General features: G+C 69.7%; 12 protein-coding genes. 10 read left to right on the forward strand and 2 right to left on the reverse strand.

The annotated features are described in order from the left end of the window. Positions 1-71 precede the first annotated feature (71 nt). Positions 72-1,532 (reverse strand): cobyric acid synthase, encoded by a 1,461-nt coding sequence (locus tag V6S85_RS22660; protein WP_334350347.1) that lies wholly within the window; start codon positions 1,530-1,532, stop codon positions 72-74. Between the two features lie 89 nt (positions 1,533-1,621). Between V6S85_RS22660 and V6S85_RS22665 the strand changes: the two genes are divergently transcribed. The 10 genes from V6S85_RS22665 (at position 1,622) to V6S85_RS22710 (ending at position 14,979) form a co-directional block, all read left to right on the forward strand. Next, a complete protein-coding gene (locus tag V6S85_RS22665; protein ID WP_109099771.1) occupies positions 1,622-1,915 on the forward strand; it encodes an FAD assembly factor SdhE in 294 nt (97 codons plus the stop codon). 166 nt (positions 1,916-2,081) lie between these two features. Beyond that, entirely contained in the window at positions 2,082-5,546 is a 3,465-nt protein-coding gene (gene mfd, locus V6S85_RS22670; RefSeq protein WP_334350348.1) for a transcription-repair coupling factor, read from the forward strand. 238 nt (positions 5,547-5,784) lie between these two features. Continuing rightward, positions 5,785-8,112, forward strand: coding sequence for a methyl-accepting chemotaxis protein (locus tag V6S85_RS22675; RefSeq protein WP_116564432.1), 2,328 nt, complete (start codon positions 5,785-5,787; stop codon positions 8,110-8,112). A gap of 54 nt (positions 8,113-8,166) precedes the next feature. Beyond that, on the forward strand, positions 8,167-8,664 hold the full coding sequence (locus V6S85_RS22680; RefSeq protein WP_334350349.1) for a GAF domain-containing protein: 498 nt from the start codon (positions 8,167-8,169) through the stop codon (positions 8,662-8,664). 69 nt (positions 8,665-8,733) lie between these two features. After that, positions 8,734-9,873, forward strand: coding sequence for a GNAT family N-acetyltransferase (locus tag V6S85_RS22685; RefSeq protein ID WP_334350350.1), 1,140 nt, complete (start codon positions 8,734-8,736; stop codon positions 9,871-9,873). Then, entirely contained in the window at positions 9,873-10,793 is a 921-nt protein-coding gene (locus V6S85_RS22690; protein WP_339593557.1) for a glycosyltransferase family 2 protein, read from the forward strand. The genes V6S85_RS22685 and V6S85_RS22690 overlap by 1 nt, the downstream gene beginning before the upstream one ends. Before the next feature lie 10 nt (positions 10,794-10,803). Continuing rightward, positions 10,804-11,730 (forward strand): hypothetical protein, encoded by a 927-nt coding sequence (locus V6S85_RS22695; protein ID WP_116564426.1) that lies wholly within the window; start codon positions 10,804-10,806, stop codon positions 11,728-11,730. Between the two features lie 89 nt (positions 11,731-11,819). Beyond that, complete coding sequence (locus V6S85_RS22700; protein ID WP_101717335.1) at positions 11,820-12,344, forward strand: flavin reductase family protein; 525 nt, start codon at positions 11,820-11,822, stop codon at positions 12,342-12,344. Positions 12,345-12,503: 159 nt separating this feature from the next. Further along, positions 12,504-14,000: a CoA-acylating methylmalonate-semialdehyde dehydrogenase gene (locus V6S85_RS22705; protein ID WP_334350351.1), complete on the forward strand. Its 1,497-nt coding sequence runs from the start codon at positions 12,504-12,506 to the stop codon at positions 13,998-14,000. Positions 14,001-14,016: 16 nt separating this feature from the next. Beyond that, positions 14,017-14,979 carry a M15 family metallopeptidase gene (locus V6S85_RS22710; protein ID WP_334350352.1) on the forward strand — a complete coding sequence of 321 codons (963 nt, stop codon included), beginning with the start codon at positions 14,017-14,019 and terminating at the stop codon, positions 14,977-14,979. Here V6S85_RS22710 and V6S85_RS22715 read toward each other — a convergent pair. Then, positions 14,976-15,419 (reverse strand): hypothetical protein, encoded by a 444-nt coding sequence (locus tag V6S85_RS22715; protein ID WP_116564419.1) that lies wholly within the window; start codon positions 15,417-15,419, stop codon positions 14,976-14,978. The two genes, V6S85_RS22710 and V6S85_RS22715, sit on opposite strands and share 4 nt — an antisense overlap. Positions 15,420-15,428 lie beyond the last annotated feature (9 nt).

Here is a 15,428-nt window from a genome sequence, read left to right on the forward strand (position 1 = left end):
CTCAAGGCTCCCTTTCAGAAGCCTTGAATCAGCAACCCCCGATTACCGCCAGCGCTTATTGAGTACGGACCCTAGGGCAGGCCGGCGATGCGGGCGATGGCGGCGATGTCGAGCGAGCGCTCCAGGATGTCGGCGATTTCGTCCAGCGCCGCGTCGACCCGCGCCGACTGGTCCTGGCCGTCGGTCGCGACGCCGAGCGGGGCGAGGAGGGCGGCGCGGGCGCTGGCCTTGTCGAACAGGCCGTGGATGTAGGCGCCGGCGATTCGGCCTTCGGCCGACACCGCGCCGTCGGGGCCATGGCCGTCGATCGCCAGCAGCGGCCGCGCGGCTCCCGGGCCGCTCGTGCGGCCGACATGGATCTCGTAGCCCTCGAAGGCCGCGCCGTCGGTCAGTTGTCCGGCGACCGGCCGCACCGTCTTGTCGCCGGCCAGCACGGTCTCGACGTCCAGCAGGCCAAGCCCCGGCGCCGACCCCGGCGCGCCCTCGACGCCTTCCGGATCGCTGACCGTCCGGCCCAGCATCTGGTAGCCGCCGCAGACGCCCAGCACTCGCCCGCCGCGCCGGGCGTGAGCGAGAATGTCGACGTCCCAGCCGTTCGCGCGCAGGAACGCCAGGTCCGCCAGCGTCGCCTTGGTCCCGGGCAGGATGACGAGGTCGGCGTCGGCCGGCAGCACCGCGCCCGGCGGCAGGAACGCAAGGTCGATCGCCGGATCGTTTCGAAGCGGGTCGAAGTCGTCGAAATTGGCGATCCGCGACAGCATCGGCACGACCACCTTGGCGCGCCGGCCTTCGGAGGCCGCCGCAGGCCGTTCCAGCACCACGGCGTCCTCGGCCGGCAGGAACCTCACGGGCGGCAGCCACGGAACCATGCCGAGATCCGGCCAGCCGGTCCGGCGCACGACTTCGGCGCGACCGTCGTCGAACAGCGCCGGATCGCCCCGGAACTTGTTGATTATGAAGCCCTTGATCCGCGCCCGGTCGGCCTCGTCCAGGACGAGGTGGGCGCCGGCCAGGGCGGCGATCACGTGCCCGCGGTCGATGTCGCCGACCAGGGCCACCGGCACGTCGGCGGCGTGGGCGAAGCCCATGTTGGCGATGTCGCCGGCCCGAAGGTTGGTCTCGGCCGGACTGCCCGCGCCTTCGACCAAAACGAGGTCGGCCTCGGCGGCCAGGCGGCGGTAGCTGTCCAGCGTCGTGGCCAGCAGGTCGGGCTTGAGCCCCTGGAAGGCGCGGGCCTTGTAGTTCCCGACCACCCGGCCTTGCACCACGACCTGGGCCCCGACATCGCTCTGGGGTTTCAGCAGCACGGGGTTCATGTGGACGCTGGCCGGCGTGCGGCACGCTATCGCCTGCAACGCCTGGGCCCGGCCGATCTCGCCGCCGTCGGCGGTGACGGCCGCGTTGTTGGACATGTTCTGCGGCTTGAACGGCCTGACCACCAGGCCGCGGTTGGCAAAGAGGCGGCACAGCCCCGCCACCAGGGTCGATTTGCCGACGTCGGAGCCGCAGCCCTGGATCATCAAGGAAGCCATGTCCTCGCGCCTAAAGCCGTCAGCAGCTTCGGTCAATCGACGCCGCGACGCTGGCGCGAGGCCTCGGCGCGCTCTATATCGGCGGCCGCATGACCATCGATCACGACGCCCGCCTCCGGCGGCTGAAGTTTCGGGCCTGGCACCGCGGCTTTCGTGAAGCGGACCTCATTCTGGGGCCGTTCGCGGAAACGCATGGCCCGAGCCTGACCCCCGACCAGCTCGACGTGCTGGAAACCCTGCTGGAACAGTCCGATCGCGAGATCTACGCCTGGATCGTCGGCCAGGAGGCCACGCCCGAGGCGTTCGAGACCGAGATCATGGCGATGATCCGCAAGTTCCGCTTCGAGGCCCACGCCTCGCGGCCGCCCGGCGACGGGGCATAGACCGTGCGTGGTCCTCGCCCTTCGACAAGCTCAGGATGAGGACCAGAGCACAGGCAGTGCAGTAGAAACCTCACCCTGAGCCTGTCGAAGGGCGAGGTTTCGGTCCGACAGTCTGAACCAATAGCGTCCCGGCGGCTTATCGGTCGCCAAGCATCCGAAGAGCAGCATGGCCTACGACGCCAAACAGATCGCCAAGGCCGCCGGCGGCCTGACCCTGGCCGGCGCGCCGGAAGGCTTCGACGCCCTGGTGATGGCCGATATCGCCCGCGCCCGGGGGGGGCTGACGGCCTTCGTCGCCCGCGACACCGCCCGGGCCAGCGCCTTCATCGACGCCCTGAAGTTCTTCGCCCCCGAGATCGAGGCGGTGCTGCTGCCCTCGTGGGACTGCCTGCCCTATGACCGCATCGGCCCCTCGGCCGGGGTGGCGGCCACGCGGATGTGCACCCTGCACCGGCTGGCGGGCGGCCTGGGCCAGGGCAAGCCGGCCATGCTGGTCGTCGCGGCCCCGGCCCTGCTGCAGCGCGTGCCGACCAAAGAGGTGCTGCTGCGCGCCAGCTACGGCGCCAAGGTCGGCCAGAGCGTCGATATCAAGGACCTGGAGCGCTATTTCGCCGTCAACGGCTATGTCCGCGCCTCCACCGTCTCCGAGCGCGGCGAGTTCGCCATTCGCGGCGGCGTCATCGACGTCTATCCGCCGGCCTCGGAAGAGCCCGTGCGCCTCGACCTGTTCGGCGACACGCTGGAGAGCATCCGCGCCTTCGATCCGGAGACCCAGCGCTCGACCAAGCAACTGAAGTCGATCGAGCTCTTGCCGGTCAGCGAGGCCCTGCTGGACGCCGACGCCGTGTCGCGCTTCCGGGGCTCGTACGTGCGGCTGTTCGGCGCGCCGGGCGACGACGCGCTCTACGCCGCGGTCAGCGACGGCGGTCGCCGCGCCGGCATGGAGCACTGGCTGCCGCTGTTCTACGAACGGATGGCGACGATCTTCGACTACCTGCCCGCCGGCAGCCTGATCGGCGTCGACCACCAGGCCGCCGAGGCCCGCGACGAACGGCTGGCGATGATCGCCGACGCCTACGACGCCCGCGCCGCCGCCGACCGCAAGTCGGCCTATCGCCCGCTGGAGCCGCACGCCCTCTACCTGACCGCCAAGGAATGGGACGAGGCGGTCGGTGACCGTCCGCACCGGCAGTTCACGCCGTTCCAGCCGCAAGGCCTGGACGTCGTCGACCTGGGCGCCAAGCTGGGCCGCACCTTCGCCGCCGAGCGCGCCCAGGACAGCGTCAACCTGTTCGAGGCCACCGCCGACCATGCCAAGAAGCTGGCCGGGGAGGGCAAGCGCGTCCTCTTTGCCTCCTGGTCGGAAGGCTCGTCCGAGCGCCTGGGAACGATGCTGGCGGACCACGGCCTGAAGAAGGTTCCCTTCGCCGGCTACTGGCAGGCGGCCAAGGCCAACGACCCGAAGGTTCCGCAGCGCGTCGTCCTGCCGCTCGACAGCGGTTTCGAGACCGAGAGCCTCGCGGTCATCTCCGAGACCGACATCCTCGGCGACCGCCTGGCCCGTCCGCGCAAGAAGCGCCGCGCCGCCAACTTCCTGGCGGAAGCGTCCGCGCTGACCCCGGGCGATCTCGTCGTCCATATCGACCACGGCATCGGCCGCTACGAGGGCCTCAAGACCCTCGACGTGCAGGGCGCCCCGCACGACTGCCTCGACCTGATGTACGCCGGCGAGAGCAAGCTCTACCTGCCGGTCGAGAACATCGACCTGCTCACCCGCTACGGCGCCGACGGCGAGAACGTCCAGCTCGACAAGCTGGGCGGGGCTGCCTGGCAGGGCCGCAAGGCCAAGGCGAAGGAGCGCCTGCGGGTCATGGCCGAGGGCCTGATCCAGATCGCCGCCGCCCGCTCGCTGAAGTCGGTGGAAGAGACCGATCCGCCGTCGGGCGTGTTCGACGAGTTCTGCGCCCGCTTCCCCTACGAAGAGACGGACGACCAGCTCAACGCCATCCACGACGTGCTGGAAGACCTGTCGTCGGGCAAGCCGATGGACCGCCTGATCTGCGGCGACGTCGGTTTCGGCAAGACCGAGGTCGCCCTGCGCGCGGCCTTCGTGGTGGCGATGAGCGGCAAGCAGGTGGCCATCGTCTGCCCGACCACGCTGCTGGCCCGGCAGCACTACAAGACCTTCAAGGAACGCTTCCAGGGCTGGCCGATCAAGGTCACCCGCCTGTCGCGGCTGGTCACCGGCAAGGAGGCCGCCGACACCCGCGAGGGCCTGGCCAACGGACAGCTGGAAATCGTGGTCGGCACCCACGCGGTGCTGTCCAAGCAGGTGGCGTTCAAGGACCTGGGCCTCGTCATCGTCGACGAGGAGCAGCACTTCGGGGTCAAGCACAAGGAGAAGCTGAAAGAGCTTCGCGCCGACGTGCACATGCTGACCCTGACCGCGACGCCGATCCCTCGCACGCTCCAGATGGCGCTGTCGGGCATCCGGGAGATGTCGATCATCGCAACGCCGCCGGTCGATCGCCTGGCGGTGCGCACCTACATCACGCCCTTCGACGCCGTCACCGTGCGCGAGGCCCTGCTGCGCGAGAAGTATCGCGGCGGCCAGGCCTATTACGTCGTGCCGCGCCTGAAGGACCTGGAGGACATCGAGAAGTTCCTCCGCACCCAGGTGCCGGAGATCAAGTACGTCGTCGGCCACGGCCAGATGAGCGCCACCCAGCTGGAAGAGGTGATGACCGCCTTCTACGAGGGGCAGTACGACGTGCTGCTTGCGACGACTATCGTCGAGAGCGGGCTTGATATCCCCTCGGCCAACACCCTGGTTGTGCACCGCGCCGACATGTTCGGCCTGGCCCAGCTGTATCAGATCCGCGGACGCGTCGGCCGCTCCAAGGCCCGCGCCTACGCCTATCTGACGACGCCCGCCGAAAAGCAGATCACCCTGTCGGCCGAGAAGCGCCTGAAGGTGCTGCAATCGCTCGACAGCCTGGGCGCCGGCTTCCAGCTGGCCAGCCACGACCTCGACATCCGCGGCGGCGGCAACCTGCTCGGCGACGAGCAGAGCGGCCACATCAAGGAGATCGGCGTCGAGTTGTACCAGCAGATGCTGGAGGACGCCGTGGCGGCCCTGCGCGAGCGCCAGGGCGCGGAGGCCCTGATGGAGGATCGCGCCTGGTCGCCGCAGATCAACACCGGCGCGGCCGTGATGATCCCCGACGACTACGTGCCCGACCTGAACGTGCGCCTGTCGCTCTACCGCCGCCTGTCGGAAGCCGAGAAGGCCGCCGACCGCGAGGCCCTGGCCGCCGAGATGATCGACCGCTTCGGCCCGCTGCCGCCCGAGACCGACTCCTTGCTCAAGGTCGTCGGCATCAAGGGTATGTGCCGCGAGGCCAATGTCGCCAAGATCGACGTCGGCCCCAAGGGCGCGGTGCTCAGCTTCCGCAACGACGAGTTCGCCAACCCGCTGCCCCTGATGCAGTTCATCGGCAAGAACAGCCTGATCTGGAAGGCGCGCCCCGACCAGAAGGTCGTCGTGAAGGGCGAATGGGACACGCCGGCCCAGCGGCTGGACGCGGCCGAGAAGATCCTGGTTCAGCTGGTGAAGCTGGCGAAAGGGTAGGGCGCGGAATGCTCCCCCTGAAGGGGGAGCTGTCGCGGAGCGACTGAGGGGGAAGTGAGCGCTGTATCGGCGACTGAACTGACGTCAGCAATGACTTCCCCCTCCGGCCCTTCGGGCCACCTCCCCCTTCAGGGGGAGGATCAGGGCGCCAGATTGTCGCAGCTTAACTACGGTTAACAGCTGATTAGGAATCGCCAGCCACAACGAGGTTAACGGCTCAGGCTGCGGAGATTCTCTTATGAAGGCGTTCGGTCGGCTGACCATCGCGTGGAAGCTGGTGACGGTGGCGGGTCTGGCCATCGGTCTTCTGCTGATCGCCGCCGCCGTGGCGGTGTCGATGCACACCTCCAGCATCGTCGCGGGCCTGACGCATCGCTACGCCGACGCCGTGGCCGACGACGCCATCGAGCAGATCCGCACCGAGATCGGCAAGGTCGAGGCGACCTCGCGATCCACCGCCGGCTCGATCGCCGCCGCCCACACCGCCGGTGTTCGCGACCGCCGCGCCTATATCGAGATGCTGCGGCCCCAGGCCGACGCCACGCCGATCGTCATGGGCGCCTGGTTCATGGCCGCGCCCGACGCGCTGGACGGCAAGGACGCCGAGTTCGCCGGCCAGACCGCCATGGGCTCGACCGCCCAGGGCAACTTCACCCCCTACTGGGTGCACAGCGACGGCAAGGTGATCTTCGAGCCGCTGAGCGAAGGCAACGAATACAGCCAGCCCTACTACACGGTCCCGCGCGACACCCGTAAGGCGGCGATCCTCGAGCCCTATCCCTACACCGTCGCCGGCAAGACCCAGCTGATGACCTCGGTCGTCTATCCGGTGCTCGTGAACGGCCAGTTCCTCGGCGCCGAAGGCGTCGACCTGTCGCTGGACGGCGTCTCGCAGCGCCTGGAGAAGATGCAGCCTCTGGGCGGCGGCCGCGTGATGCTGCTGTCCTCGAGCGGCAAGTGGGTGGCCCACCCCAACGCCGATCTGCGCACGACCGCCTATGCCGACGCCGGCGCCGACAAGGTCAAGGCCGTGCTGAGCGGCGGCGAGCCCGCCGTCTTCGAAGGCGTCAAGGTCGGCGACGAGGAGATGGAACGGATGATCCGTCCCATCGCCATGCCCGAGCTGAACACCACCTGGGCGCTGGTCATGGACGTGCCGCGCTCGGCCATCACCGGTCCGGCCGACCGCCTGGCCATGATCCTGTTCATCGGCGGCATGGCGATCACCGGCGCTGTGCTGCTGGCCCTGTTCCTGGCCAGCGCCAGCCTGGTGCGCCGCCCGCTTTCGGGCCTGACCCAGTCGGTCGACGCGCTCAGCGCCGGCCGCTACGACCAGCCGGTGCCCGGCGTGACCGGCGGCGACGAGATCGGCGCCATCGCCCGGGCCCTGGACGGCTTCCGCCACGACCTGGCCGACGGCCAGCGCCGCCGCGCCGAGCAGGAGGCCGAACGCGCCGCCGCCGAGATCGAGCGCCAGCGCCACGCCGAGGAGGCCGAGGCCTTCGCCAAGGCCCAGGCCGCCGCTGTCGCCACGCTCGGCCAGGGCATGGAAAAGCTGGCCGACGGTGATCTGATCTGGCGCATGCGCGAGGACGGCTTCACCGGCGAGGCCCGCAAGATGCCGCGCGACTTCAACGCCGCCGTCGACAGCCTGCAGCAGACCATGGCCGGCATTCTGTCGGCCGCCCAGAGCATCCGCGCCGGCTGCGCCGAGATCAGCCACGCCTCCGACGACCTGGCCCAGCGCACCGAGCGCCAGGCCGCGGGCCTGGAGCAGACCGCCGCGGCCCTCGACCAGATCACCGCCACGGTGAAGAAGAGCTCGGAAGGCGCCGAGCGCGCGCGCCAGCTGACCGAGAGCGCCAAGGCCAACGCCGAGAAGAGCGGCAAGGTCGTCACCGAAGCCGTCCAGGCCATGGGCGGCATCGAGAAGTCTTCGCAGTCGATCACCCAGATCATCGGGGTCATCGACGAGATCGCCTTCCAGACCAACCTCCTGGCCCTCAACGCCGGGGTCGAGGCCGCGCGGGCCGGCGATGCGGGACGCGGTTTCGCGGTTGTCGCCCAGGAAGTGCGGGCCCTGGCCCAGCGCAGCGCCGACGCCGCCAAGGAGATCAAGGGCCTTATCCGCGCCTCGACCGACGAGGTCGGCAAGGGCGTGCGCCTGGTCGGCGAGACCGGCGAGACCCTGCAGCAGATCATGGAGCAGGTCTCCGAGATCAACGCGCTGGTCGGCGAGATCGCGTCCTCGGCCAAGGAGCAGTCGGTGGGGCTCGCCGAGGTCAACACCGCCGTCAACCAGATGGACCAGGTGACCCAGCAGAACGCGGCCATGGTCGAGCAGTCGACCGCCGCCGCCCATGCCCTGTCCAACGAGGCGGGCGAACTGGAACGCCTGATCGGCCGCTTCCAGGTCGGCGCCGAGATCCGCGACCTGCATCCCCGCCAGGCCCCTCGCCAGCCGGCCGCGCCGCGTCGCGAAGCCTTCCGCGAGCGCTACGTGCAGGGCGCCAACGCCCTGAAGATCGCCCCGCAGTCGCGTCCCGGCGATTGGGAAGAGTTCTAAGGCCCTACCAATCGGCCCCTCGCATTTGGCCATGGGCGCGCTATATCCGCGCCCATGGCCGAAGCTTTCAACGACAAGACCCTCTCCGCCGACAAGGCCGCCCGCTACGCCGAGGTCGCCGAGGAGATCGCCTCCGTCCTCGACGGCGAGGCCAATGTGACCGCCCGCATGGCGACCGTGGCCTCGATGCTGGCCAACAGCTTCGACCACTACTTCTGGACCGGCTTCTACGTCGTCGATCCGGCCAAGGAGCGCGAACTGGTCGTCGGCCCGTACCACGGCACGCTGGGCTGCCTGCGCATCCCGTTCGGCCGCGGCGTCTGCGGCGCGGCCGCCGCCACCGGCCAGACCCAGCTTGTGCCGGATGTGCACGCCTTCCCGGGCCACATCGCCTGCGACAGCCGCTCGGCCAGCGAGGTCGTCGTGCCGGTGTTCGACGCAGCCGGCCGCCTGCTGGCCGTTTTCGACGTCGATTCCGACCGTCCGGCGGCTTTCGACGAGATCGACCAGGCGTGGCTGGAGCGCATCCTGGGTGCGACATTCCGCGCCTGAGCTTGGCCTCTCGATTGCAGTGACATTTCCATCATTCCCTAACCGAGCCGGTTTAGGACAGAGGTGGACATGTTGGACGTCGAGACCCTTCACCCCTCCGAACTCGCGCCCGCGGACGTCGCCCTCTGGCGCGCGTACGCGCAGGCCCAGCCCGCCTTGGCCGGCCCGCTGCTGGGGCCGGACTTCGCGCTGGCCGTCGGCAAGGTGCGCGAGGACGCTCGGGTCGCGGTGATTCGGCGCGGCGGCGAGACGATCGGCTTCCTGGCCCATCATCGCCGTCCCGGCGGCGTCGCCCGCGCCATCGGCGCCCCGCTTTCTGACTATCACGGCCTGGTCGCCAAGCCCGGCGTCGAGATCGACGCGGCGCAGGCGCTGCGCGCCGCCGATCTGGCCGTATTCCGCTATACGGGCCTAGTGGACCCCGCGAACGCCTTCCAGGTCGAGCCGGCGATCCCGGCCTATGTCATAGACACGCAGGGCGACGCGACGGCCTATCTCGAGGCCGTCCGCTCCGGCAGCCCCAAGAAGATCAAGAACTACCGCCGCCTGGACAACAAGCTCGACCGCGAGATGGGCCAGGTGACGCTGAAGGCCGCCGACGACAGCCAGGAGGCCTTCGACCAACTGATCGCCTGGAAGCGCGAGCAGATCGAGCGCACGGGCGTCCACGACTTCCTGCGCCCGCAATGGACGCGAGACCTGTTCCAGATGCTGTTCGAGCGGCGCGACGGCGACTTCCGCGGCCTGATGATCAACCTCTATGCCGGCGGGCAGTTGGTGGCGGGCCACTTCGGCGTGCGCCAGGGCGCGATCTACCATCCGTGGATCGCCTCGACCAATCCGGCCTTCGGCGCCTGGTCGCCGGGGCAGATCTTCTTCATGCGCGCGATCGCCGCCATGCCGGGGCTGGGCCTGACCCGCTACGACCTGGGGCCCGGCGCCGATCACTACAAGCACTCCTACGGCCTGGCCCAGACCCTGATCGCCGACGGCGCGGCCACCGCCGCCAGCATGGCCGGCCGCGTGGCCGGCTCGGTCGAGGGCGTCTGGGCCCTGGCCGGCGCCAACGGCGCGGGTCCGGTCGCGCGCCTGCGTCGTCGCATGGACATCATCGCCAGCACCGAGCTGACCATGGGCGGCCGGGTGAAGGGGCTGGTCGACGCCGTCGCCGCCCAGGGCAAGCGCCGCAACGCGACGATGGAGGTCTGATGGCCCGCGTGACGATCATGATCCCGACCCAGCGTCGGCTCGGCGGCCTGACCGTCGCGGCCCGCTCGGTGCTGGCTCAGGCCGGCGTGGATCATTCCGAGCTGGAACTCGTGATCGTCGACAACGACCAGGTCCCGTCCGCCAAGGACGTGGCCCAGACCCTGGCGGGCGAGGCGCCGTTTCCCGTCCACTACGTCCACGAGCCCCGCGCCGGCGTCGCCAACGCCCGCAATGCCGGCATGGCCAAGGCCTCCGGCGCGTTCGTCGCCTTCCTCGACGACGACGAGGAGGCGCCCGTCGGCTGGCTTGCCGCCTTGCTCGCCGCCCAGCAGGCTTACGCCGCCGACGTGGTCTTCGGCCCGGTCCGCGCCCGCGCGCCGCAGGCCGTCACCGAGCACCGAGACTACCTGGAGCGGTTCTTCTCGCGCATCGGTCCCGAGCAGGCCGGCGTCATCGACCATTACTACGGCTGTGGCGACAGCCTGCTGAAGCGCTCGAGCCTGCCCGACCCGGTCGCGCCCTTCGCGGCCGAGCGCAACCACATCGGCGGCGAGGACGACATGCTGTTCGGCCACATGCGGGCCGCCGGCGCGGTCTTCGCCTGGGAGCCGGCCGCCTGGGTCTGGGAAGACCCCGTGCCCGACCGCCTGACCCTCGACTACACGATCCGCCGCGCCTTCGCCTACGGCCAGGGCCCCTCGGCCCACTGCGCCGCCGCCGTGCCGCCGGACCGGGCGGGCGTGGCCCGCTGGATGGCCGTCGGCGTCGTCCAGGCCGCGCTGTTCGGGGCCGTGGCCGGCTTCAAGTGGCTGACCCGCGCCGGCGACCGGGCCGAATGGCTGGACCGCGCCGCGCGGGGCCTGGGCAAGACCCTCTGGTGGGGTCCCTTCAAGATCCATTTCTACGGACACACGGCGTGAGGCTGGCGTCATGACCATCATCCACGACTGGACCCCCGAGAAGGCCAAGGCCTTCGGCAAGGAAAACTTGATCTTCCAGCACGGCCTGCACGAGCGGCCGATGTTCGACGACGAGGGCCTGGCGCGCCTGCTCGACCGCTATCCGCGCGAACTCCTGGGCGTCTTCACCATGGGCGAGGACCCCAAGGCCTGGACCACCTGGCGGAAGGGCTCGGCGGGAAACCTGTCGGGCGACCAACTGCTGGAGGCCGCCAAGGCCGGCCGCATCTGGCTGAACCTGCGCCACACCAACGACCACGTCCCCGAGTACGCGGCCCTCTGCGACGAGATCTTCGCCGAGAAGGAGGCGCAGGTTCCGGGCCTGAAGACCTTCAAGCGTGACCTCGGCATGCTGATCAGCAGCGCCAACGCCCAGGTGTTCTACCATCTCGACGTGCCGCTGGTGTCGCTGTGGCAGGTCCGCGGCGTCAAGAAGGTCTGGGTCTATCCGGTGGCCGACCCTTACGTCGGCGATCTGGCGCTGGAGAAGATCGTGCTGCGCGAGACCGCCGAGCAGTTCGCCTTCGACCCGGCCTGGGACGCCGGCGCCCAGGCCGTCGAGCTGACCCCCGGGACCATGGTCACCTGGAAGCAGAACGCCCCGCACCGGATCGAGAACGGCCCGATGCTCAATGTCTCGATCTCGATCGAGTTCATGACCCCGCCGGCCCTGATGCGCGCCAACGTCATCTACGCCAACGGCGTGCTGCGCCGCCGCCTCGGCGCCAGTCCCAAGGTCCAGGCCGGTTTCGGCCCCACGGCCCTGGGCAAGCTGGCCGTCGCCCGCGGCGCCAAGGCCCTGAACCTTCAGACCCCGCACGTGCGCCACCTGCCGGTGACCTTCGGCCTGGACGCGGCAAAGCCCGGGGTTCTGGTCGAGGCGCCGCCTGCGGCCTAAGTAAGCAGAAACTTCATTAGCGCCCGCGTTAGGCCAAGCTTCGCCGCGGCGCTTGCCCGCGCGGCCGGATTGCCTCACTCCTTACGCCGATGAGTCAGGCGGTCACGATCGAACTGGGGGAGGGCGGCGCGCACGACGCCCGCGCCCTGCGCAACGCTTTCGGGTGCTTCACCACGGGGGTCACCGTCGTCACGACGTTGGGGCAGGACGGCCGCCGCGTCGGCCTGACGGCCAATTCCTTCACCTCGGTGTCGCTGGATCCGCCGCTCGCTTTGGTCTGCGTTGACCTGAAGTCGTCCAGCCTGCCGGCGCTGGACGCGGCCGGCCGCTTCGCCGTCAACGTGCTGCACGCCGACCACCAGGCCCTGGCCCGCCAGTTCGTGCAGAAGGACACCGACCGCTTCGCCGGCGTCGAGACCGAGACCTGGCGCACCGGCGTGCCGATCCTGCCCGGCTGCATGGCCAATTTCGAATGCGAGACCCACCACGTCTTCGACGCCGGCGACCACCGGGTCTATGTCGGGCGAGTGGTCAAGCTGCGCTACGACCCCGACCACGAGCCGCTGGTCTACCTGCAGGGCCGGTTCCGCCGGGTGCACGTGGACGCCGAGTGAGGCAAAGCGCGCCAGGGTTAGGTGTAGGCGGCTAACCCGCCCCGGCGCGCGTTAAATGTCTGAACCTGGAGCCCGGAGGGGTCCGAGGATAGATTTTCCACGATACGCGCCGTTTTTCGGATGCTATTGACGCCGAAAAACAGCGTTAGGGAGCGCATCATGCGAGACATCGCCCATTTCGTGAACGGCCAAGCCTTCAACGGCGCCTCGGGGCGCTTCGGCGACGTCTTCAATCCCAACACCGGCGAGGTGCAGGCCCGCGTCCAGTTCGCCACCGACGGCGAGATCGACGCCGCCGTCCAGGCCGCCGCCAAGGCCCAGCTCGGCTGGGCGGCGACCAACCCGCAGCGCCGCGCCCGGGTGATGTTCGAGTTCAAGCGCCTGATCGAGCGCGACATGGCGAGCCTTGCCGAGATCCTGTCGTCCGAGCACGGCAAGGTCATCGCCGACAGCAAGGGCGACATTCAACGCGGCCTGGAAGTCATTGAATTCGCCTGCGGAATCCCTCACATCCTGAAGGGGGAATATACCGAGGGCGCCGGCCCCGGCATCGACGTCTATTCGATGCGCCAGCCGCTGGGGGTCTGCGCCGGCATCACCCCGTTCAACTTCCCGGCCATGATCCCGATGTGGATGTTCGGCATCGCCATCGCGGTCGGCAACACGTTCATCCTCAAGCCGTCGGAAAAGGATCCGACGGTTCCGGTCAAGCTGGCCGAGCTGATGATGGAGGCCGGCGCGCCTGAAGGCGTGCTCAACGTGATCCATGGCGACAAGAGCGCCGTCGACGCCATCCTGACCCATCCGCTGATCCGCGCCGTCAGCTTCGTGGGCAGCTCCGACATCGCCCACTACGTATACCAGACCGGCACGGCCCACGGTAAGCGCGTCCAGGCCATGGGCGGCGCCAAGAACCATGGCCTGGTCCTGCCCGACGCCGACCTCGACCAGGTGGTCAAGGACCTGTCGGGGGCGGCCTTCGGCTCTGCCGGCGAGCGCTGCATGGCCCTGCCGGTCGTCGTCCCGGTCGGCAAGAAGACCGCCGACGAGCTGCGCGAGCGCCTGGTGGCCGAGATCGACACCCTGAAGGTCGGCATCTCCACCGACACGGCCGCCCACTACGGCCCCGTGGTCAGCGCCCAGCACCGCGCCAAGATCGCCGACTACATCCAGATCGGCGTCGACGAGGGCGCCGAACTGGTGGTCGACGGCCGCGACTTCCACCTGCAAGGCTTCGAGAAGGGCTTCTTCATCGGCCCGTCGCTGTTCGACGGCGTCAAGAAGGGCATGAAGACCTACCAGGAAGAGATCTTCGGCCCGGTCCTTCAGATGGTCCGCGCCGAGAGCTTCGAGGAAGCGATCGCCCTGCCGTCCGAGCACCAGTACGGCAACGGCGTGGCCATCTTCACCCGCAACGGCCGAGCCGCGCGTGAGTTCGCCGCCCGCGTTAATGTCGGCATGGTCGGGATCAACGTGCCGATCCCGGTGCCGGTGGCCTACCACACCTTCGGCGGCTGGAAGCGCAGCGCGTTCGGCGACACCAATCAGCACGGCGTCGAGGGCGTGAAGTTCTACACCAAGGTCAAGACGGTCACGGCCCGCTGGCCAGAAGGCGACGTCGAGGACAGCGCCTTCGTCATCCCGACCATGAAATAGGCGAGGGGCGGCGGCGATGCGGCAGACCCGTCGAACCGTCGCCGCCGGCATGCTGGCCTCCGGCCTGGCGCCCGGCGCGGCGCTGGCGGCCGCCGATCTGGCCCTCGTCGCCCAGTACGGCGCGCCCGAGACGCCGATCACGGTCTTCGAGACCGACGAGGGCGCCCTGGCGGTCTTCGCCCATGGCGGACCGGCCCGGCGGCTTTCGCCGCTCGCCGACGAACGCTACGCCGTCGAAGGCGGCGGCGAGCTTGTGGTCACGGCGAAAGGCGTCCGCCTGGACGGGGCCTTCCTGCCGCGCCGCGATTTCGGGGCCGAGGTGCAGGCCGCCATCCGCCGCGCCGTCCGGGCCGATCCCAAGGCCCTGCGCGAGCGCGCCCTGGCCGCGACGCCGCCGACCGAGGCGGGCGACTTCCTGCCGCCGGATCTCGTCGACCTGGCCGCTATCGATCCGACCATCCGGTTCGACATCCGCTATGCCGGCCGTGACAACTTCATGGGGCTGAAGCTCTACGAGCGCCCAGCCGCCTGGTTGCAGCGCCCGGCCGCCGAAGCTGTCGGCCGGGCGGCCAAGGCGCTGGCGGCGCGAGGCTATGGCCTGACGGTCCATGACGCCTATCGCCCCTGGTTCGTCACCTGGATGTTCTGGGAGGCCACGCCGCCGGCCAGCCGCGTCTTCGTCGCCGACCCAGCCAAGGGCTCGCGCCACAACCGGGGCTGCGCCGTCGACCTGACGCTGCACGACCTTGCGACCGGCGCGATCGTCGACATGCCCAGCCGCTATGACGAGATGTCGACCCGTTCCTATGCCGACTTCGCCGGCGGCACGGCCAGGCAACGCGCCCGGCGCGGGATCCTGCGCGAGGCCATGGTCGGCCAGGGCTTCGAGGTCTATCCCGAAGAGTGGTGGCACTTCGACTACGGCGCCTGGCGACGCTATCCGATCGGCACGAAGACCTTCACGCAGCTGGCGGGCTAGGGGTCCGTCTGGTCCAGCCACTCGAAGCTGACGACCGCCCAGCCGTAGGACCGGATCCGCCAGGCGCCGGCCTCGCGCACCTGCACGAACGTCCAGCCGCCCAGCTCGGTGAAGCGCCGGCCGTCCCGCAGCCCGGTCCAACGGGTCGGCAGGGTGAAGTGCATGGTCTCACCCGTCAGGCCGAAGTCCTGCGGCGCCCCGAACTCATGCTTCAGCTCGCCGATCGCGCCGACATGCGCCGTCATGATCGCCCGCCACAGGGCGAGACCTTCCTGGCCCTGGAACACATGCGGCGCGAAGTTCTCCAGGATCGTCACCTCGCCGGCCGAAAACACGCCGTCGAGCAAGGCCGCGTCCGCCGTCTCCAGGAACCGCGCCAGGGCCGTGGGCGCGCTCATCATGGCGGCGTCGGGCGTGGCGATGGCGGCGGGCTCGGTCATGGGCCGTGC

The sequence above is a fragment of the Caulobacter sp. CCNWLW153 genome, assembly GCF_036889365.1.
Taxonomy (GTDB): Bacteria; Pseudomonadota; Alphaproteobacteria; order Caulobacterales; family Caulobacteraceae; genus Caulobacter; species Caulobacter radicis.

Coding starts and splice junctions, on each gene's coding strand:
- V6S85_RS22660 (WP_334350347.1), bottom strand. CDS start 1,532: ATGGCTTCCTTGATGATCCAGGGCTGCGGCTCCGACGTCGGCAAATCG.
- V6S85_RS22665 (WP_109099771.1), top strand. CDS start 1,622: ATGACCATCGATCACGACGCCCGCCTCCGGCGGCTGAAGTTTCGGGCC.
- mfd (WP_334350348.1), top strand. CDS start 2,082: ATGGCCTACGACGCCAAACAGATCGCCAAGGCCGCCGGCGGCCTGACC.
- V6S85_RS22675 (WP_116564432.1), top strand. CDS start 5,785: ATGAAGGCGTTCGGTCGGCTGACCATCGCGTGGAAGCTGGTGACGGTG.
- V6S85_RS22680 (WP_334350349.1), top strand. CDS start 8,167: ATGGCCGAAGCTTTCAACGACAAGACCCTCTCCGCCGACAAGGCCGCC.
- V6S85_RS22685 (WP_334350350.1), top strand. CDS start 8,734: ATGTTGGACGTCGAGACCCTTCACCCCTCCGAACTCGCGCCCGCGGAC.
- V6S85_RS22690 (WP_339593557.1), top strand. CDS start 9,873: ATGGCCCGCGTGACGATCATGATCCCGACCCAGCGTCGGCTCGGCGGC.
- V6S85_RS22695 (WP_116564426.1), top strand. CDS start 10,804: ATGACCATCATCCACGACTGGACCCCCGAGAAGGCCAAGGCCTTCGGC.
- V6S85_RS22700 (WP_101717335.1), top strand. CDS start 11,820: ATGAGTCAGGCGGTCACGATCGAACTGGGGGAGGGCGGCGCGCACGAC.
- V6S85_RS22705 (WP_334350351.1), top strand. CDS start 12,504: ATGCGAGACATCGCCCATTTCGTGAACGGCCAAGCCTTCAACGGCGCC.
- V6S85_RS22710 (WP_334350352.1), top strand. CDS start 14,017: ATGCGGCAGACCCGTCGAACCGTCGCCGCCGGCATGCTGGCCTCCGGC.
- V6S85_RS22715 (WP_116564419.1), bottom strand. CDS start 15,419: ATGACCGAGCCCGCCGCCATCGCCACGCCCGACGCCGCCATGATGAGC.